Below are 19,102 nucleotides of genomic sequence, written 5' to 3' on the forward strand. Positions count from 1 at the left end.
AGCCCTCACGGCGCATCCGGGGGAGGGCTCACGGCGGGCCGACGGGGGCGGCGTGAGCACGACCACGCGAGGCGCGCCCGGGGCGCCGGGGGAGCCCCGGGCGCTACAGTCGGTGCCGTTCCGCCCGCGCAGGCCGCGCAGGGCCCCGCATCTCGGAAGGACCCTCCTCATGGCTCGACTCTTCGGCACCGACGGCGTGCGCGGACGCGCGAACGACGACATCACCGCGGAGCTCGCGGTCGAGCTGTCGGTGGGCGCCGCCCACGTGCTGGGGACCTTCGGCGCCTTCGAGGCGGACGGGAGGAAGCCCGTTGCGATCGTCGGCCGGGACACCCGCCCCTCGGGCGACTTCCTCGCCGCCGCGGTGAGCGCGGGCCTCGCCTCCGCAGGGGTCGACGTGCTCGACGCGGGCATCATCGCGACCCCGGGCCTCGCCTTCCTCGTGCAGTCCACCGGTGCGGACCTCGGCGTCATGATCTCCGCCTCCCACAACCCGGCCCCGGACAACGGCATCAAGTTCTTCGCCCGCGGCGGCGTGAAGCTGCCCGACGAGGTCGAGGACGCGATCGAGGCGCGGCTCGGCGAGGAGTGGGAGCGCCCGCAGGGCACCGCCGTCGGCACCATCCGCCCCTTCGAGAACGCCGTCGAGCAGTACGTCGAGCATCTCGTCTCGACCCTCGACCGCCCGCTCACGGGCCTCACCGTGGTCGCCGACTGCGCGAACGGCGCGGCCTCGGTCTCCGGGCCGGAGGCGCTGCGCCGCACTGGCGCGACCGTCCACGTGATCGGCGACCGCTCCGACGGCGGCCTCATCAACGACGGCGTGGGCTCCACGCACCTCGGCCCGCTGCAGGCCGCGGTGCTCGAGCACGGCGCGGACCTCGGCGTGGCCTTCGACGGCGACGCGGACCGCTGCCTCGCGGTCGCGGCCGACGGCGAGCCGGTCGACGGCGACCAGATCATGGCGATCCTCGCCCTGGACCTCAAGGAGCGCGGCAAGCTCCACGACGACACCCTCGTCGTCACCGTCATGAGCAACCTCGGCCTCAAGCTCGCCATGAAGGAGCACGGCATCACCCTCGCCCAGACCGGCGTGGGTGACCGCTACGTGCTCGAGGAGATGAACCTCGGCGGGTACTCCGTGGGCGGCGAGCAGTCCGGCCACGTGATCCTCGCCGAGCACGCCACCACCGGCGACGGCGAGCTCACCGCCCTGCACCTGCTGCAGCGCATCGCCGCGACCGGCACCTCCGCCCGCGAGCTCGCGGACGTCATGTCCCGCCTCCCGCAGGCGCTCATCAACGTCAAGGGCGTCGACAAGGCCCGCGCGACGATCGACCACGAGGTGCGCGACGCGGTCGCCGCGGCGGAGGCGGAGCTCGGCGAGAGCGGCCGCGTGCTGCTGCGCCCCTCGGGCACCGAGCCCGTCGTCCGTGTCATGGTCGAGGCCCCCACCGACGAGACCGCGACCGCCGTCGCCGAGCGCCTCGCCGCCGTCGTCCAGGAGCGCCTCGCGCTCTGAGCACCGCCTACATGCCGAGCTTCTCTGCAGGGTCGGCATAGAGCGATCCTTCGTGCTTCGACATCCCTGGGCGGAAGAAGATCCCCCGTACGAGGGGGACTCCGGAGGGTTGCGTCCTCGATCGTGGACCTCAGCGGCTGATCAACCGGGGAGAACGGTGGATGGTTCGGGTATGCGAGTTCACCGCACGAGGCTCACCGGCTGCCCCCGCGAGCCCGGCGGTCCCGTGAGCCCGACGTTCTCTCTCGCCCGACGCTCCCGCGAAGCGGCCGATGGTCCGATTCCGTTCCAGATCGATGGTGGATCTGGAACGGAATCGGACCATCCTCGTTCTGCGCGGGGGCGGGGGCGGGGGCGGGTTCTCAGACGGTGCTGCTCCGCCTGATCTCCTCCCGCTCGTTCCTCGCAGTACGTCGATCAGACCTTGCGCAGGAGCACGTTCTGCACGCGGTGCTGGGCGTCCTTGCGCAGCACGAGGTCGGCGCGGCCGCGGGTGGGCAGCACGTTCTCGGAGAGGTTCGGCCCGTTGATCGTGTGCCAGATCCGCAGCGCCGTCTCGACCGCCTCCTCGTCCGTGAGCTCCGCGTAGCGACGGAAGTACGAGCGCGGGTCGGAGAAGGCGGTGCGGCGCAGGGCGAGGAAGCGGTCCACGTACCAGCGCTGCACGTCCTCGCCGCGGGCGTCGACGTAGACGGAGTAGTCGAAGAAGTCGGAGACGGCCATGCCGAGCCGGCCGTCGCGCCGCGGCCGCGCGGGCTGGAGCACGTTCAGGCCCTCGAGGATGAGCACGTCGGGGCTCTCCACGACGACGCGCTCGTCGGGCACGATGTCGTAGACGAGGTGCGAGTACACGGGCGCCTCGACGCGCTCGACCCCGGCCTTGACGTCCGCGACGAAGCGCAGCAGCCGGCGCCGGTCGTAGCTCTCGGGGAAGCCCTTGCGGTGCATGATCCCGCGGGCCTCGAGCTCCGCGTTGGGGAGCAGGAAGCCGTCGGTCGTCACGAGCTGCACGCGGGGAGTGTCCGGCCAGCGGGCCATGAGCTCGCGCAGCAGGCGGGCCGTCGTCGACTTGCCGACCGCGACCGAGCCGGCGACGCCGATGACGTACGGGGTGCGCACCTGCTGCTCGCCGAGGAAGTCCCCGCGCGAGCGGCGCAGGCGCTGCGCCTGGGCGACCTGGATGTTCAGCAGGCGGGAGATCGGCCGGTACACGGCGTCGACCTCGCTCAGGTCGATCATGTCGCCGAGGCCGCGGAGGTTGTCGACGTCCCGCGCGTCCAGGGGGAGCGGGGTCTGCCGGGAGAGCCTCGCCCAGTCCTCGCGGGGGATCTCGAGGAAGGGGGTGACGGCACTCGACGCGGCGGCGGGTCTCATGGGGCGATTCTTCCAGCCGCCCGCCCGTGCCCCCGTCACTCCCGCGCCGGTGAGACCCACGCCGCACCCCTGCGTGATCGTGCACGGGCGTGCGCACCGCCCGTCACGACCGGTCACGAGGTGGGTGAAGCGTGAGCGAACACTCGTGACCTGCGGCGATCCGGTGCGGTCCGGGGCCTCCCGGGGCGCTACGTTCGTCCTCATGTGTGGAATCGTCGGTTACGTGGGCCAGCGCCCCGCCTCCCCCTCCTCCCGTCCCGTCGACGTGGCCCTCCAGGGCCTCGCCCGTCTCGAGTACCGCGGATACGACTCCGCGGGCGTCGCCGTCCTCGACGGCTCCGAGGTGCGCGTCGCGAAGGCCAAGGGCAAGCTGAAGAACCTCCGCGGGGTGCTCGAGGGACAGGACGTCCCGACCTCCGCGGTCGCGATCGGCCACACCCGCTGGGCCACCCACGGCGCGCCGACCGACGAGAACGCCCACCCCCACCTGGGCGGCAAGGACGACGAGCTCGCCCTCGTCCACAACGGCATCATCGAGAACTTCGCCGCCCTCCGCACCTCCCTCGAGGCCGACGGCTACACCTTCCGCTCCGAGACCGACTCCGAGGCCGCCGCGCATCTCGTGGCCCGCGAGATGCAGCGCACCGGCGACCTCACCCTCGCCCTGCGCGCCGCCGCGGTCCAGCTCGAGGGCGCCTTCACCCTCCTCGCCATCCACCGCGACCAGCCGGACCGCGTCGTCGCCGCCCGCCGCAACTCCCCGCTCGTCGTGGGCCTCGGCGAGGGCGAGAACTACCTCGGCTCCGACGTCGCCGCCTTCGTGGACAACACCCGCGAGGCGCTCGAGATCGGTCAGGACCAGGTCGTCACCGTCACCGCGGACGACGTCGCCGTCACCGACTTCGAGGGCACCGAGGTCACCGAGAAGAAGCAGTACACGATCGCCTGGGACGTCGCCGCCGCGCAGAAGGGCGGCTACGACTCCTTCATGGCCAAGGAGATCCACGAGCAGGCGACCGCCGTCGCGGACACCCTCCGCGGCCGCATCGACAGCGGCGCCCTCCACCTCGACGAGATGAGCATCGACGAGTCGGTGCTGCGCAGCATCGACAAGATCATCGTCGTCGCGTGCGGCACCGCCGCGAACGCCGGCAACGTCGCGAAGTACGCGATCGAGCACTGGTGCCGCATCCCCACCGAGGTCGAGCTCGCCCACGAGTTCCGCTACCGCGACCCGATCGTCACCGAGAAGACCCTCGTCGTCGCGATCTCCCAGTCCGGCGAGACCATGGACACCCTCATGGCCATGCGCCACGCGCAGGAGCAGGGCGCGAAGGTCGTCGCGATCTGCAACACCTACGGCTCGACGATCCCGCGCGAGGCCGACGCCGCCCTGTACCTCCACGTGGGCCCCGAGATCGCGGTCGCCTCGACGAAGGCGTACCTCGGCCAGATCACCGCCTGCTACCTCCTGGGCCTGTACCTCGCCCAGGTGCGCGGGAACCTCTTCCCCGACGAGATCGCGGCCCTCATGGAGGACCTCGAGCAGCTCCCCGCGCACGTGCAGACGGTGCTCGACGGCGCGGGCGCCGTCGAGGAGCTCGCGCGGTCGATGAAGGACACCACGAGCGTGCTGTTCCTGGGCCGCCACGTCGGCTACCCGACGGCGCTCGAGGGCGCGCTCAAGCTCAAGGAGATCGCCTACATCCACGCGGAGGGCTTCGCCGCCGGCGAGCTCAAGCACGGGCCGATCGCCCTGGTCGACGAGGGTCAGCCGGTCTTCGTCATCGTGCCGTCCCCGCGCGGTCGCGACTCCCTGCACTCGAAGGTCGTCTCGAACATCCAGGAGGTGCGCGCCCGCGGCGCCCGCACCCTGGTGATCGCGGAGGAGGGCGACGAGGACGTGCTGCCGTACTCGGACGTGGTGCTGCGCGTCCCGGCGACCCGCACGCTCTTCGCGCCGCTGCTGACCGTGATCCCGCTGCAGATCTTCTCGTGCGCCCTCGCCGCCGCGAAGGGCCTGGACGTCGATCAGCCGCGCAATCTCGCGAAGTCCGTGACGGTCGAGTGACCCGCTGACGACGGGGCGCGCCGCTGTGGGCGGCGCACCCGTCGGCGCCTCCGCGGCGCGCCCGACGGCCGGTCCGTCACCCCTCCCGGGGTGGTGGGCTGGCCGTCCTGCTGCGGGCCGACGGGCCTGCACGGGTGGGGGAGCGGGTGTGATACTGCGAGGGTGAGCACCTCTTCCGAGCCCGGGGGCACCGCCGCGGGCAGCACTGACGGGTCGACCGACGGGACGACCGTCGCGGGCCGGGCGTTCCCGCCCCGCGAGGACGGCCGGATCGTCGGCGTCGGCATCGACGTCGCCCAGATCTCGCGGCTCGAGGGCCTGCTCGAGCGCACTCCCGCCCTCGGCGAGCGGCTCTTCGCCCCCGAGGAGCGCGAGCTCTCCCTCGCCTCCCGCGCGGCACGGGTCGCGGCGAAGGAGGCCGTCGGCAAGGCCCTCGGCCATCCGGGCGACTTCTCCTGGCAGGACGTCACCGTCCAGCGCACCGCCGTGCGCCGCCCCTATCTCGTGCTGCGCGGCGCGACCCTCGCCGCGGCGGAGGAGCTCGGGGTGACGCACCTGCACCTGTCCCTCTCGCACGACGGCGACATCGCCACCGCGATCGTCGTCGCCGAGCGTGCCGAGCCGTCCCCGACTGCGAACACCGAGGTCCCGCGATGATCATCGGCTACTCCGCCGCCGCCGTCCGCTCCGCCGAGCGTCCCCTCCTGGACGCGGGCGAGCCGCTCATGCAGCGCGCCGCCGCCGCGATCGACGCCCACGTCGCCGCGCTGCTCGAACCGCGCGGCCCGCTGCGCGACCGGCACGTGCTCGTGCTCGCCGGCTCCGGCGCGAACGGCGGGGACGGCCTCCACGCGGCCGCCCTGCTGCGCGGCCGCGGCGTGCAGGCCCGGGCGCTCACGACCGGCACGAGCCTGCACGAGGGCGGGGCGCAGGCGCTGCGGGAGGCCGGCGGGCGGATCGACCGCCTCGACGAGCTGACCGAGCGGGACCTCGACGACCTCCTCGACGAGATGGACCTCGTGCTCGACGCGATCGTCGGCATCGGCGGCCGGCCCGAGGTGCCCGCCCCGATCGCCCCGCTGCTGGACGCCGTGCGCCGCCATTCCCTGCCCGTGATCGCCGTGGACCAGCCGAGCTTCCTCGACGCGTCCACCGGCGAGGCGGCCCCCGAGGCGCTCGCCGCCCGCGCCACCCTCACCTTCGGCGCGGTGAAGGCGGGCCTCCTCCTCCCCGGCGGCAGCGCGCTCGCCGGGACCGTGCACCCCGTGGACCTGGGCCTGGACCCGCACCTGCCCAGCTCCGGTCCCGGCCTCGTGGTCCAGCGACTCACCGACGCCGACGTGCGCAGCCTGTTCCCGCGCCCGGGGGCGGAGTCCACGAAGTACCGCCGCGGGGTCGTCGCCCTCGCCGCCGGCAGCCCCGACTATCCCGGCGCGGCCGTGCTCTCCGTCTCCGGCGCCGCCCGCGCGGGCGCCGGCATGGTGCGCCTGCTCGCCCCGGGGAGCGTGCGCGAGCTCGTGCTGCACCGCCGGCCGGAGGTCGTGGGCCACGAGAGCCCCACGCCGCCCTCGCATGAGACCGGTCACGCCCGGCCCGTCATCGATCTCGAGGCGGCGGGCCGCACCCACGCGCTCGTCGTCGGCCCCGGTCTCTCCCCGGAGGACCCCCGCGCCCGGGCCGGCGTGGCCCTGCTGCGACGCGGCGCCCACGGCCCGGGCCGCGGCGTGATCGACGCCGGCGCGCTCGGCGCGATCGGCCCCGAGGACCGGTTCGGATCGGAGATCGTGCTGACCCCGCACCGCGGCGAGGCGGACCGTCTCGCCGAGCGCCTCGAGATCGACCCCGAGCAGAGCGCCCCGGCGCTGGCCAGCGCACTCGCCCGCACCACGGGCGCGACGGTGCTCCTCAAGGGCGCCGTCACCGTCGTCGCCCCGGGCCGCACGGGCGGGCCGCTGCTCGCCCAGGACGACGCCACCTCGCAGCTCGCGACGGCCGGCACCGGGGACGTGCTCGCCGGGATCCTCGGCACCCTCCTCGCGGCCGGTCTCCCCGGCCCCGAGGCCGCCGCCCTCGCCGCCCTGCTGCACGGCCGCGCGGGCCGGCTCGCGTCCCGCGACGGCCTCGTCCCCCTCGTCGCCCTGGACGTCGCCGACCACCTCCCGGCCGCTCTCGCCGCTATCCTGGCGGACGCCCTGCCCTGAGCGAAGGAGCACCATGACCATCCCGATCCCCGCGGAGGACCCGCGGCACGTGCCGAACCGTGCCGTCGTGGACCCCTCGGCCATCACCGAGAACACCCGCGCCATCGCGGGCACCCTCGCCGGGCACACCGCCCTGATGGCCGTCGTGAAGGCGGACGGCTACGGGCACGGCATGCTCACCGCCGCCCGCGCGGCCCTCGAGGGCGGCGCGACCTGGCTCGGCGTGGCCCACCCCGCGAGCGCCCTCGCCCTCTCGCGCGCGGGCCTCGACGTCAACATCCTCACCTGGCTCTACGAGCCGGAGACCGCGAAGGCCGTGCTGCCGGAGGCCCTGCGCGCCGGCGTCAACGTCTCCGTCGGCTCCTTCGAGATGGTCTCGCTGCTCTCCGAGGCCGCCCGGCAGGCCGACCGCCGCGCCCGCCTCCACCTCAAGATCGACACCGGCATGGGCCGCAACGGCGTGCTCCCGCAGGACGTGCGCCGCATCGCCGCCGCGATCCAGGAGGACGACTACCTCCGCATCGGCGCCGCCTGGACCCACCTGACCAGCGCCGACGACCCGGCGGACCCGGCGACCGACGCGCAGGTCGAGATCTTCGACGCCGCCTGCGCGGACCTCGCCGAGGAGATGGGCCCCGTCCCGCTGCAGCACCTCGCGAACTCCGCGGCGACGCTCACCCGCCCCGACCTGCACCGGGACATCGTGCGCCCCGGGCTCGCGCTCTACGGCTACGCCCCGGTGCCGACGGACCTCGAGCTGCGCCCCGCCATGAGCCTCACGAGCCGCCTCGCCCTGGTGAAGGAGGTGCCGGAGGGGCAGAGCGTCGGCTACGGCCGCACCTACGCCACCTCCCGCGCGACCCGGCTGGGCCTCGTCCCGATCGGCTACGCGGACGGCCTGCACCGCGCGGCGAGCGGACGCGCCGAGGTGCTCGTGCGCACCGCCGAGGGTGACGTCCGCGCCCCGCAGGTGGGCCGCATCAGCATGGACCAGATCGTCGTGGACCTCGGCCCGGACTCCGCCGCCCGTGCGGGGGACGAGGTCGTCCTGTTCGGCGCCGGCGCCCCCTCCGCGGAGGACTGGGCGCGCGCCGCCGGCACCATCCCCTACGAGGTGCTCACCTCAGTCTCCGGCCGCGTGGCCCGCGAGGTCCTCCCGTGACCACGCTCTGCGTCGCGACGGACCGCGCGGAGGGGACCCGCACCCTCGCCCGCGCCCTCGCAGGCGTCCTCCGCGCCGGTGACCTGCTCGTGCTCGACGGCCCCCTCGGCGCCGGGAAGACCACCTTCACCCAGGGCCTCGGGGCGGGGCTCGATGTGCGCGGTCCCGTCGCCTCGCCGACCTTCGTCATCGAGCGGGTCCATCCCGCGCTGAGCGGCGGCCCGGACCTCGTCCACGTCGACGCCTACCGGCTGGGCGCGGGGGAGGACCTCGACGACCTCGACCTCGAGGCGGACCTCGACCGCGCCGTTACCGTCATCGAATGGGGCCGCGGCCGCGTGGAGCACCTCGTGGAGTCGTGGCTGCTCGTGGAGCTCGAGCGGCCGGAGATCTGGGACGGCGACCCGGAGGACCCGGAGGAGCCGCGCACGATCCGCCTGACCCCGCAGGGCCCGCGCTGGGACGCGACGGCCAGCGGCGACCTCGCCGAGACCCTGCGCTCCGCGGGGCTCTCCGTCACCACCACCACTGCCCCGACCGCCGCGATCGCGGCGGAGGACGAGGAGTCACGCTGATGCTGCTCGGGATCGACACCTCCGGCGCCGTGAGCGTCGCCGCCGCCCGCGGCATCCTCGGCGACGGCCCCCTCGAGGTCCTCGCCGTCGCCGGGGACGACCGCGCCCGCCACCACGACGAGGTGCTGCTGGGCCTCGTCGACGAGGTGCTCACCGCGGCCGGTGCCACCCGCTCCGAGGTCACGGGCGTCGTCGCCGGTCGCGGCCCCGGCCCCTTCACCGGGCTGCGGGTGGGGCTCGTCGTCGCGCGCACGATCGCGGCGGTGCTCGACGTGCCGCTCGTGGGCGTCTGCTCCCTCGACGCGCTCGCGCACGAGGCGCTCGCCGAGGCCGACGCCGCGGCCGGTTCCGACGAGCCCGCCGTCGGCCCCGAGGCCGGGACCGCTGCACCGCTCACGGTCGCGGTCGCCCTCGACGCCCGGCGCCGCGAGGTCTACCACGCCCGCTACCGCCGCACGGAGGACGGGGACCTGGTGCGCGAGCACGGGCCCGCCGTCGGCGCCCCGGCGGACGTCGCCGCCGAGCTCACGGCCTGCGACCTGCTCGTGGGCTCCGGAACCGCCCTGTACCCCGAGCTGCTGCCCGCGCCCTCGTCGCTCGCGCACGCGGACGCCGGGCACCTGCTCGAGGTCGCCTCGCAGCTGGTCGCCCGCGGCGAGGACCTCACCGACACGGCCCCGCTGTACCTGCGCGAGCCCGACGCCGCGAAGCCCACCGCGCGCAAGAGCGCGCTGGGCCGCTGAGCCGGGACGGCGCCGTGCCGTCGATCGGTCCCGTGACCGTGGGCGGTCCCGCGCCGGGGCCCGGGTCGCCCTGGGCCCTGCGTCGGGCCCGTCCCGAGGACCTGGGCCCGATCGCGGAGGCGGAGCTCGCGCTCTTCCCCGGCGAGGCCTGGAGCCCCGCCCAGCTCGCCGAGGAGATCGCCCACCCCTCCCGGGACTACGTGGTCGCCGCCGAGGGCGAGGACGCCGCCGGCCCGCTGCTCGGCTACGCCGGGATCATGGTCGCCGGCGACGTGGCGGACCTGCACACGATCGGCACCCTGCGGCCGGGGGTCGGGATCGGCCGGGCGCTGCTGCGCTGGTGCGAGGAGGTCGCCGTGGTGCGCCGTGCGGAGCGCATGCTGCTCGAGGTGCGGGAGGACAACGACCGGGCCCGCACGTTCTACACGCGGGCCGGGTACGTGGAGATCGGTCGTCGCCCCGGCTACTACCGGCTCCCGGACCGCACCGTCGACGCCCTCGTCATGGAGCGCCGCCTGCGGGCCTGACAGCCCGCCGGCGGGCCCGGCCGCCGCCGATCAGACGAAGGCGCGGACCTTCTGGAACAGCTCGGGGTAGGACCGCTCGAGCCGGGCGGCGCCCAGACGCAGCCCCACGACCAGCACGACCGCGCCGATCAGGACGGCCACGAGCCCGGCGAGCAGCTCGATGAGCGGGCCGCCGCCCAGCAGACCCCAGATCGCGAGGCCGATCGCCGGGATCTGCGGCACGCCCATCGCGGCCGAGGTGATCGCCATCGAGAGCATGGCGTTCGCGCTCGAGGCGGACTTGTCCTTCATCGGGTTCGTGCCCGGAGGGGACGTGGGGTAGGGCAGCAGCGTGCCCGCCAGGACCGAGGCGCCCCAGCCGGAGAGCATCAGTCCGAGCATGCCCAGGAGGATCACGGGGAGGTGCGCGGTCATGCCGAGCACGACGGAGACGGCGGCGGAGAGCACGAGCACGATCGGGAGCACGATGACCGCGGCGGCGATGACGCGGCCCAGCAGGTTCGCCCGGGCCGGTGCACCGGCGGTGATGTTCACCCATCCGGCGGGGCCGTCGAAGCCGATCTCGTTGGAGATCGCGATGCCGGTGAGACCGCCCATCGCGACGACCATGATCATCATGAACGAGCGCGACTCCGGCAGCACGACGCCCATCGCCCCGAAGAACACGAACATCACCGGGTAGATGCTGATCGCCGCGAGGTAGCGGGTGTCCCGTCGCCAGTAGCGGAGGCTGCGGCCGATCACCGCGCCGAGCGCCGTGCTGGGCGCCCAGCGGGGGACGAGGGCGGAGACCTTCGCCGTGCCGGAGGAGGCGTCCCCGGTGAGCGCGGAGGTCATCGCCGCGTCGAGGGAGCGTCGCCACCAGCGCCACACGAGCCAGATCGAGGCGGCCGTGACCGCGGCCCGCCCGAGGGCCACGAGGACCGCGCCCTCGGCGAGGTCCATGGGCACCGCGAAGGGGGCGCCGATCGGCGTCCAGGCGAGGACGTCCACGGCGACGAGGAAGGTGGGCAGCAGCTGGTCGAGGTCGAGAGAGCCGAGCGACTGCATGCCCACGGAGAAGGCGTAGACGACCGCGAGGAACACGACCATCGCGAGAATCCCGCCGAGCTCACGGCCGCTGCGGGAGCTCGCCCGACCGGCCTGGTGGGCGAACACGGCGCGCGGCAGCAGCAGGCACAGCACCACCCCGGCGAGGTTCGCAGGGACCAGGGCGATCAGCGCGAGCACCGTCCACAGCGGACCGGGGCCCAGGAGCAGCAGCCAGATCGCCTCGAAGACGGTCGCGACGGCGACGGCGGCGAGCGTGAACAGGCTCGGCAGGCTGAGCGCCGCGGCGGCGAAGAGGCCCGGCTGCAGCTCCCGGGCGCGCCGGGGGAGGAGGGCGAAGGCGCGGGCGTCGAGCGTGTCGTCGACCCCGAAGGCGAGCAGCGGCACCAGCAGCCAGAGGAGCACGGCGGCGACGCCGAGGGTGCGCAGGATCAGCGGGAAGGTCTCGCCCCCGCCGCTCCACAGTGTCGTCCCGAGGAAGGCGAAGGTGAGGCCCACAAGGCCGCCGAGCGCGTAGAGCGAGCCGATCACGGTGCCGACGATCTTGCCGACGTTCTTGCGGTAGGACCGCTTCCAGAGCGTCCACTTCAGGCCCATCAGCAGGCGGATCACCGCACGCGTCGGGATCTCGCCGTGGCCCGCGTGCTGCGCGGAGGCGACGGCGGTCTGCTCGCTGCTCAGGACTCCAGCCACGACAGGCTCCCCTCCGCGACGCGTGCGCCGCCCACGAGATCGATGAAGCGCTGCACGAGGGTCCCCTCGCCGCGCACCTCGGCGAGCGTGCCGTCGGCCTTGAGCTCGCCGCCCGCGATGATCGCGACGTGGCTGCACAGGCCCTCGACGAGCTCCATGACGTGGCTCGAGAGCACGACCGTGCCGCCGCCGTCCACGTAGGCGGTGAGGATGGTGCGGATGACCTGCGCGGAGACCGGGTCGACGGCCTCGAGCGGCTCATCGAGCACGAGCAGCCGCGGCGCGTGGATGAGGGCGGAGGCCAGCAGGATCTTCTTGGTCATGCCGGCGGAGTAGTCGACGACGAGCTTGCCGTCCTCGCCCGCGAGGTCGAGCGCCTCGAGGAGGGAGGCGCTGCGCTCCTCGACGGTCGCGGCGTCCATGCCGCGCAGCAGGCCCACGTAGGTGAGGAGCTCGCGGCCGGTGAGCCGGTCGAAGGTGCGCAGGCCGTCGGCGAGCACGCCGAGGCGTGCCTTCGCGCGGGCGGGCTGCTGCCACATGTCCTCGCCGAGCACGACCGCGCTGCCGGCGTCGGGCCGCAGCAGACCGGTCGCCATCGACAGCGTCGTCGTCTTCCCGGCGCCGTTGGGGCCGACGATCCCGTAGAACGAGCCGCGGGGCACGTCGAGGGAGAGCCCGTGGACGACCTCGCGGTCGTCGAATGACTTCCGCAGGCCGCGGATCGAGAGCGCGGCGGAGGAGTCGGGGGCGGCGGCGGCGTCGAGCGGCGCGGCGGCGCCGAGCTCCTCGGGCGCGGCGGGGCGGGGGGCGGGGGAGGCGTCGGGCGTCGACATGCGCCCCACGCTAGTGACCCGCGCCCCTGCGGGACCCCGCCACGGGGCGCGAGGGGGTGCGACCTTCGTCGAGGACCTCCGGCCGGCGGCGCCCCGTCGGGCCGGGCCGCGTGTACCGGCTGGTCGTCGGCAGGTGCGGCCGCAAGCGGGGCCGCTAGAGTGTGCCCCGTGAGCCGATCGGCTCCGAAAGGAGAAGCGATGCCCAAGCTGCGTCCCGCCCCCAAGGGCCCCGCCCTCGCCCAGGAGGTCGCGGAGATCCCGATCGGCGTCCGCCGCCTCGGTGCCTGGTCCTGGAGGCTGCTCGTCATCGTCGCCGCCGCGGCCCTGCTGCTCTGGGGCATCAGCAAGATCTCCACGCTCGTGATCCCGGTGCTGCTGGCCGTGCTGCTCGCCGCGATGCTCTCGCCGATCGTCAAGCTGCTCACGAAGTACACCTTCCTGGGCCGCGGCGCCGCGAGCGCCGTCGCGATGCTGGGCCTGCTCATCGTCATCGCCGGCATGTTCACCCTCGCCGGCCGCCAGCTCATCGCCCAGTGGTCGGACATCCAGGACAAGGCGATCAGCGGTTTCCAGTCCCTCACGACCTGGGCGACCGGCACCTTCCAGATCGACGACACGATGATCAGCTCGGCGATCGACGAGGGGCTCACCCAGCTCCAGCAGAACGCCGACGCCCTGCTGAACTCGGCGCTGAGCACCGCGGCGGTCCTCGGCAACGTCGTCACCGGCATCGTCGTGTGCCTGTTCAGCCTCTTCTTCATGCTCTCGGGCGGCGCCGGGATCTGGCGCTGGGTGATCGGGCTGCTGCCCCCGCAGGCCCGCGTCCCCACGCACGAGTCGGTGCGCCGCGGCTGGAAGGCCCTCTCGGCGTACGTGCGCACGCAGATCCTCGTGGCGGCCGTGGACGCGACCGGCATCGCGATCGGCATGCTGGCCCTGGGCCTCGGCGTGTACGCCGTGCCGATCTGGCTGCTCGTCTTCCTGTTCTCGTTCATCCCGCTCGTGGGCGCGATCCTCTCCGGCGCGATCGCGGTGCTGCTGGTGCTCGTGCTGAACGGCTGGGTGGGCGCGATCATCATGCTCGTCGTGGTGCTCGGCGTGCAGCAGCTCGAGGGCAACGTGCTCCAGCCCTTCCTCATGGGCAAGGCCGTCGAGCTCCACCCGCTCGCGGTGTTCCTCGGCGTGGCCGCGGGCGCGATGGTCGCCGGCATCCCCGGTGCGCTCTTCGCGATCCCGATCATCGCCTTCGTCAACGCGACGATGCTCTACCTGGTGGGTCGTGACCCGAGCCCCGAGCTGGGCACGGACCCCACGCTGAGGACCTTCCTTGCCTCGCTGGGCCGCGGCGCCCGCGGCTCCGACGCCGAGGAGGAGGCGAGCGAGCACGAGGTCGAGGGGGAGAAGACCGAGGAGCCGGACGAGGACGCGCCGGCGACGGCCCCCGAGGGCGATGCGGAGGACACCCCCGTGACGGCCCCCGAGAAGGCGCCCGGGAGGGCTCCGGGGACGACGACCACCGAGGGCTGATCCCCTCCGCGGCCGTCCCCGGTCCTCCGGGACCCGGACACGACGAAGCCCCCACCGGCACGGCCGGTGGGGGCTTCGCTCTCCGCTGTCCCGCGCGGACCCCGGCGCGGGAGGCCTGCGGTCAGGCCTTGTAGGGCGTGGCCCCGGTGATCTCGATCGGCAGCGACTTGCCGTTGGGGGCGGTGTAGTCGATCGTCTGGCCGACGCTGGCGCCGTGGATCGCCGCGCCGAGCGGGGAGTCCGAGGAGAAGACCTCGAGGTCGGTGCCCTCGGCGATCTCGCGGTTGCCGAGCAGGAAGGTGCGCTCGGAGCCGGCCATCGTGATGGTGACGACCATGCCGGGCTCGACGACGCCGTCGTCCTCCGGGGCCTCGCCGACCACGGCGTTCTTCAGCAGGTGCTTGAGGTCCGTGATGCGGGCCTCGTTCATGCCCTGCTCCTCGCGGGCCGCGTGGTAGCCGCCGTTCTCCTTGAGGTCGCCCTCGTCGCGGGCCGCGGCGATGCGCTCGGCGATCTCGGTGCGGCGCGGGCCCTCGAGCTCCGCGAGCTCGTTGGCGAGGCGGTCGTAGGCATCCTGGGTGAGCCAGGCGCCATTCGGCTGGCTGCTCATGGGTTCACTCCTGTCGTTCTGTGGGGTCGGGAGGGCCTGAGAGCCCTCCGACACGAATCACGGGGCACATGACATCCATGCGCCCCGTGTGCGGGTGATGACGTCCGGCGTGGAGCCGGTATCCGGAGAACTCTACACCGGGGGTGCGCGGTGGCCCCAGCATCCACGCAGGTGCCGACCGCGTGTTCGGCGGCCCGTCGGCGCCCGCGGGAGCGCCTCCGACGGCCCCGGGACCGCCGCGGCTCAGACCGGCGAGCAGTCGAGGATCTCGGCGGAGACCGCCTCGCCCTGGGTCGAGATCGTCACCGTGTGCGCGGTGCGGCGCTCGGTCTGCGCGGGGATCGGGACCTCGACGAAGCCCACCTGGGCGCGGCCGTCGTTCATCGCCTGGATCGTGCAGGTGGCGGCGTCGCCCGGATCCATCGTCACGGTGAAGTCCACGCGGATCGCGTGCTCGCCGACGTGGTCGTAGGAGACGAGCTCGGAGCGCACGGGCTGGTCCGCGAAGCGCAGCCCGACGAGCACGAGCACGACGAGCGCGACGGCCGCTCCGAGCACCAGGAGGAGGCGGGCGGTGCGTCGGGGGACGAGGGGCCCGCCGTAGCGGGCCGTGTCCCGGGCGGGGGAGTCGCTCATGGCGGGAGTCTCCCAGATGCACCTGGGACACGGCCCTCGGGGCGACCGCGGACGGCTGTGGCGGGAGCGACATCACGGAGCGACGGTCCAGGTGGGGTGGCGTAGTCTCGTGCGGTGCCGGACAGCGCTCCCGCGAGCGCCGCCCGCCCCGTCCCGGCGGCCTCCCGCCGCATCCTCCCGAGGAGAACCGTGAGCGTCCTGCGTCCCGCCCCTGACGAGCCCCTGCGCCTGGTGGCCGTCCATGCGCACCCCGACGACGAGTCGAGCAAGGGTGCCGGCACGATGGCCCGCTACGTGCGCGAGGGCGTCGAGGTCACCGTCGTCACCTGCACCGGCGGCGAGCGCGGCGACATCCTGAACCCCCACCTGCAGGGCGACGAGGAGATCGCGCGGAACCTGCCGGCCGTGCGCCGCGCGGAGATGGCCCGCGCGCAGGAGATCCTCGGCATCGCCCACGAGTGGCTCGGCTACGTCGACTCCGGCCTGCCCGAGGGTGATCCGCTGCCGGACCTGCCCGAGGGCAGCTTCGCGACCCTGGACCCGGCGGAGGCCGCGCGCCCGCTCGTCGAGGCGCTGCGCCGCCTGCGCCCGCACGTGCTCGTCACCTACGACGAGAACGGCGGATACCCGCACCCCGACCACATCCAGACCAACCGCGTGAGCATGGAGGCGTTCCGCCTCGCCGCGGATCCGGCGTACGCCCCGGAGCTCGGGGAGCCGTGGGAGGTCGCGAAGGTCTACTACACGAACGTCTTCCACCGCCAGAAGCTCGCGGTCGTCGCGCGCCACCTCCGCACGCACCAGATGCCCAACGAGGAGCTCGAGCTCATGCTCCAGCACTTCGACGAGAGCCGTGACCGCCTGCTCACCACACGCATCGACGTGAAGGACTACCTCGACGTGCGGGACGAGGCGCTGCGCGCCCATGCCACCCAGGTGGACCCCGAGGGGCCGTTCTTCCGGATCTCGCACGACGTGGAGCGCGAGGTGTGGGGCACGGAGGACTTCGAGCTGCACATCTCCCGGATCGGCGTGCAGCTGCCGGAGGACGATCTCTTCGCCGGCCTCCGCCCCGAGCAGGAGGAGGGCCGATGAGCCCCGTCGAGATCTCCCGTGCCGTGCTGCTGGCGGCGCCGTCCGACGGCGGCGACATGACCCCCAGCTCGATCACCCCGGGGACCCCGGGCTTCATCGCGATCTTCCTGGTGGGGATCGTGATCCTGCTGCTGGTGGTCGACATGAACCGGCGCGTGCGCCGCGTCCAGGCGACCGCGAAGGTCGAGGCGCGCCATGCCGCGGAGCGGGAGGCCGCGGAGCAGGAGGCCTCCGGGGCCGGTGCTGCCGAAGGTGAGTCGTCCACGACCGACGCCGACGGCGAGCCCCGTGACGGCGGCTCCGGGCCGGATGCCACCGATGCCCCTGGCACCCCGGAGGACCCGAGCGGGCGCTGACCGCCTCCGGGCCCCCGGCGCGGGGCCGGTGCGGGATCAGACGACGGCGATCGCCACGGCCACGAAGTGGCAGGCGAAGCCCGCGAGCGTCGCCGCGTGGAAGATCTCGTGGAAGCCGAACCAGGCGGGGGAGGGGTTCGGCCGCTTGAGGCCGTAGACCACCGCTCCCGCGGTGTACGCGAGGCCGCCCGCGACGAGCAGCCACACCACGGCCCAGCCGCCGCCCGCGAGGAACTGCGGCATGTAGAAGACCGCGATCCAGCCGAGCGCCACGTAGGCGGGGACGTAGAGCCAGCGCGGCGCGTGGGTCCAGAACACGCGGAAGGCGACGCCGATCAGCGCGCCCGCCCAGGCGATCGTCAGCAGGATCGCCGCGGACCGGGGCTCGAGCAGGGCCACGGCGAGCGGCGTGTAGGTGCCCGCGATGATGAGGAAGATGTTCGCGTGGTCGAAGCGGCGCAGGATGATCGCGTGCTGCGGTGACCAGGTGCCGCGGTGGTAGGTGGCGGAGACGCCGAAGAGCAGGGACGCCGTCGTCACGAACACGACCATCGCGAGGCGGTTCGCGAGCGAGTCCCCGAGCGCGACGATCACGAGCCCCGCGATGAGCGCCGCGGGGAACGCGGCGAGGTGGGAGATGCCGCGCAGGCGGGGCTTGGGCAGCGTGATGCCGAGCTGCCGGGCACGGGCGGCCACCGCGCGGGTGAGGGTGCGGGGCGCCCAGGGGTGGTCCTCCGCGGAGGGGATGTCGGCGTCGACCGTCTCCGAGCCCGCTCCGGAGCCGGGCGCGCGGCCGGCGGGGGAGCCGGCGGCGCGGGCGTGCGCGGCGTCCGCCGTGTCGACGTCGGTCGCGGCGGCCTGCGGGGCGGGCTGCTCCGTGGCGCCCTCGAGGGCGTCCTCGACGTCGGTGCCTGAGGTGGGGGCGACGGTCGGGCCGACGGGGGTCCCGTCGGGGGTGTCGCCAGGGTTCACGGCGGGGTTGCTCGCGCTCCCGCGACGGATTCCGGTGCTCATGGTCGAAGCGTAACCTACGCAACCGTAGGTTCATGGGTGCCGCCTGTGGCGATCCGGTGTGGATCTGCGCCGGGTGCCCGGAGCTGCTCCTCGCGTCACGGATAATGGACGAGCGCGGGAGACCGGGGAGGTCCGCGCCGCCCGCCTGGACGCCCCGGAGGAACGGAGATCGCCATGGACGACGACTCCCTCCTCTACCGCGTCTACGAGCGCCGCCTCACCAAGGAGCTCGAGGACTTCTCGCTGCCCCAGCACCTCGGCGTCATCGTCGACGGCAACCGCCGCTGGGCGAAGGCCGCCGGCGCCACCACCGCCCAGGGCCACCGCGCCGGCGCGGAGAAGATCGTCGAGTTCCTCTCCTGGTGCCAGGACCTCGAGATCCCGCTCGTCACCGTCTGGATGCTCTCCACCGACAACCTCCACCGCCCCGCGGAGGAGCTCGGCGCGCTCTACGCGATCATCATCGAGACGATCGAGCAGATCGCGGGCGCCGGCCACCGGGTGCGCCTCACCGGCAACGGCGACCTGCTGCCCGCCGAGGTGCAGGACGCGATCGCCGGGATCCGCGAGGCCGCCGTCGTCGACTCCCCGCTCACCGTCAACGTGGCGATCGGCTACGGAGGGCGCGAGGAGATCGTCGACGCCGTCCGCGAGCTCGTGCGGGACCTCGGCGCCCAGGGGCTCGGCCCGGAGGAGATCGCCGCCGCGATCAGCACCGACTCGATCTCCGAGCACCTCTACACGCGCGGCCAGCCGGATCCGGACCTCATCATCCGCACCTCCGGCGAGCAGCGGCTCTCCGGCTTCCTGCTGTGGCAGTCCGTGCACTCCGAGTACTGGTTCTGCGAGACCTACTGGCCCGGGTTCCGCCGCGTGGACCTGCTGCGCGCGCTGCGCGAGTTCTGCCGCCGCGAGCGCCGCTTCGGCGCCTGATCCCCGCTCCCGAGTCACCGTCCGGACACGGCGGCCGCGGGGTCCCGGACCGGCGGCCGGGCAGTGGCAGGATGGCCGATGAGTGATCCGGACAACACCGGATGACGATCGGGTGAACGTCGGTCCCGTGCCCCGCGGGAAGCGCCCGAGCGCGGGCGCCGGGACGGCTAGGGTCCAGGC

18 protein-coding genes are annotated in these 19,102 nt (G+C 74.0%); 12 read left to right on the forward strand and 6 right to left on the reverse strand.

What is annotated here, in order from left to right:
* The first annotated feature begins 169 nt into the window (after positions 1 to 169).
* Complete coding sequence (gene glmM / locus C1N80_RS07310) at positions 170 to 1,522, forward strand: phosphoglucosamine mutase (RefSeq protein WP_137770166.1); 1,353 nt, start codon at positions 170 to 172, stop codon at positions 1,520 to 1,522.
* A 417-nt stretch (positions 1,523 to 1,939) separates the two neighbouring features.
* Here the strand turns inward: glmM and coaA are convergent, their stop codons facing one another.
* On the reverse strand, positions 1,940 to 2,896 hold the full coding sequence (coaA, locus tag C1N80_RS07315) for a type I pantothenate kinase (protein ID WP_137770167.1): 957 nt from the start codon (positions 2,894 to 2,896) through the stop codon (positions 1,940 to 1,942).
* Positions 2,897 to 3,098: 202 nt separating this feature from the next.
* Here coaA and glmS point away from each other — a divergent pair, with 202 nt between their 5' ends.
* The 7 genes from glmS to C1N80_RS07350 all read left to right on the forward strand — a co-directional run bounded on the left by glmS (position 3,099) and on the right by C1N80_RS07350 (position 10,175).
* Positions 3,099 to 4,967, forward strand: a complete 1,869-nt coding sequence (gene glmS / locus C1N80_RS07320; protein WP_137770168.1) for a glutamine--fructose-6-phosphate transaminase (isomerizing) — start codon at positions 3,099 to 3,101, stop codon at positions 4,965 to 4,967.
* A gap of 162 nt (positions 4,968 to 5,129) precedes the next feature.
* A complete protein-coding gene (locus C1N80_RS07325) occupies positions 5,130 to 5,624 on the forward strand; it encodes a holo-ACP synthase (protein ID WP_137770169.1) in 495 nt (164 codons plus the stop codon).
* Positions 5,621 to 7,168 (forward strand): NAD(P)H-hydrate dehydratase, encoded by a 1,548-nt coding sequence (locus tag C1N80_RS07330; protein WP_137770170.1) that lies wholly within the window; start codon positions 5,621 to 5,623, stop codon positions 7,166 to 7,168. Before C1N80_RS07325 ends, C1N80_RS07330 begins: the two co-directional genes overlap by 4 nt.
* A gap of 13 nt (positions 7,169 to 7,181) precedes the next feature.
* Complete coding sequence (gene alr, locus C1N80_RS07335; RefSeq protein WP_137770171.1) at positions 7,182 to 8,330, forward strand: alanine racemase; 1,149 nt, start codon at positions 7,182 to 7,184, stop codon at positions 8,328 to 8,330.
* The gene (gene tsaE / locus C1N80_RS07340; protein ID WP_137770172.1) at positions 8,327 to 8,905 is read left to right on the forward strand and encodes a tRNA (adenosine(37)-N6)-threonylcarbamoyltransferase complex ATPase subunit type 1 TsaE; all 579 of its coding nucleotides are present in this window, start codon (positions 8,327 to 8,329) and stop codon (positions 8,903 to 8,905) included. The genes alr and tsaE overlap by 4 nt, the downstream gene beginning before the upstream one ends.
* Positions 8,905 to 9,648 (forward strand): tRNA (adenosine(37)-N6)-threonylcarbamoyltransferase complex dimerization subunit type 1 TsaB, encoded by a 744-nt coding sequence (tsaB, locus tag C1N80_RS07345; protein WP_137770173.1) that lies wholly within the window; start codon positions 8,905 to 8,907, stop codon positions 9,646 to 9,648. Before tsaE ends, tsaB begins: the two co-directional genes overlap by 1 nt.
* A gap of 14 nt (positions 9,649 to 9,662) precedes the next feature.
* Positions 9,663 to 10,175, forward strand: a complete 513-nt coding sequence (locus tag C1N80_RS07350) for a GNAT family N-acetyltransferase (protein WP_240811263.1) — start codon at positions 9,663 to 9,665, stop codon at positions 10,173 to 10,175.
* A 30-nt stretch (positions 10,176 to 10,205) separates the two neighbouring features.
* Here C1N80_RS07350 and C1N80_RS07355 read toward each other — a convergent pair whose 3' ends face one another.
* On the reverse strand, positions 10,206 to 11,918 hold the full coding sequence (locus tag C1N80_RS07355; protein ID WP_137770174.1) for a hypothetical protein: 1,713 nt from the start codon (positions 11,916 to 11,918) through the stop codon (positions 10,206 to 10,208).
* A complete protein-coding gene (locus C1N80_RS07360) occupies positions 11,903 to 12,751 on the reverse strand; it encodes an ABC transporter ATP-binding protein (protein ID WP_137770175.1) in 849 nt (282 codons plus the stop codon). Before C1N80_RS07360 ends, C1N80_RS07355 begins: the two co-directional genes overlap by 16 nt.
* 198 nt (positions 12,752 to 12,949) lie before the next feature.
* Here C1N80_RS07360 and C1N80_RS07365 point away from each other — a divergent pair, with 198 nt between their 5' ends.
* A complete protein-coding gene (locus tag C1N80_RS07365) occupies positions 12,950 to 14,278 on the forward strand; it encodes an AI-2E family transporter (protein WP_205750687.1) in 1,329 nt (442 codons plus the stop codon).
* Between the two features lie 121 nt (positions 14,279 to 14,399).
* Here the strand turns inward: C1N80_RS07365 and greA are convergent, their stop codons facing one another.
* Complete coding sequence (gene greA / locus C1N80_RS07370) at positions 14,400 to 14,888, reverse strand: transcription elongation factor GreA (RefSeq protein ID WP_137770176.1); 489 nt, start codon at positions 14,886 to 14,888, stop codon at positions 14,400 to 14,402.
* Positions 14,889 to 15,131: 243 nt separating this feature from the next.
* The gene (locus C1N80_RS07375; RefSeq protein WP_137770177.1) at positions 15,132 to 15,524 is read right to left on the reverse strand and encodes a DUF4307 domain-containing protein; all 393 of its coding nucleotides are present in this window, start codon (positions 15,522 to 15,524) and stop codon (positions 15,132 to 15,134) included.
* A gap of 189 nt (positions 15,525 to 15,713) precedes the next feature.
* Here C1N80_RS07375 and mca point away from each other — a divergent pair, with 189 nt between their 5' ends.
* Together mca and C1N80_RS07385 are read left to right on the forward strand one after the other, a co-directional pair.
* A complete protein-coding gene (mca, locus tag C1N80_RS07380; protein ID WP_137770178.1) occupies positions 15,714 to 16,619 on the forward strand; it encodes a mycothiol conjugate amidase Mca in 906 nt (301 codons plus the stop codon).
* Positions 16,616 to 16,975 carry a hypothetical protein gene (locus tag C1N80_RS07385; protein ID WP_137770179.1) on the forward strand — a complete coding sequence of 120 codons (360 nt, stop codon included), beginning with the start codon at positions 16,616 to 16,618 and terminating at the stop codon, positions 16,973 to 16,975. The genes mca and C1N80_RS07385 overlap by 4 nt, the downstream gene beginning before the upstream one ends.
* 36 nt (positions 16,976 to 17,011) lie before the next feature.
* Here the strand turns inward: C1N80_RS07385 and C1N80_RS07390 are convergent, their stop codons facing one another.
* A complete protein-coding gene (locus tag C1N80_RS07390; protein WP_370297260.1) occupies positions 17,012 to 17,989 on the reverse strand; it encodes a hemolysin III family protein in 978 nt (325 codons plus the stop codon).
* A 174-nt stretch (positions 17,990 to 18,163) separates the two neighbouring features.
* On the opposite strand from C1N80_RS07390, the gene C1N80_RS07395 reads away from it, so the two are divergent.
* A complete protein-coding gene (locus C1N80_RS07395; protein WP_137770180.1) occupies positions 18,164 to 18,922 on the forward strand; it encodes an isoprenyl transferase in 759 nt (252 codons plus the stop codon).
* The last annotated feature ends 180 nt before the right edge of the window (positions 18,923 to 19,102 follow it).

The organism is Brachybacterium sp. SGAir0954 (assembly GCF_005490785.1).
Lineage (GTDB): Bacteria > Actinomycetota > Actinomycetes > Actinomycetales > Dermabacteraceae > Brachybacterium > Brachybacterium rhamnosum.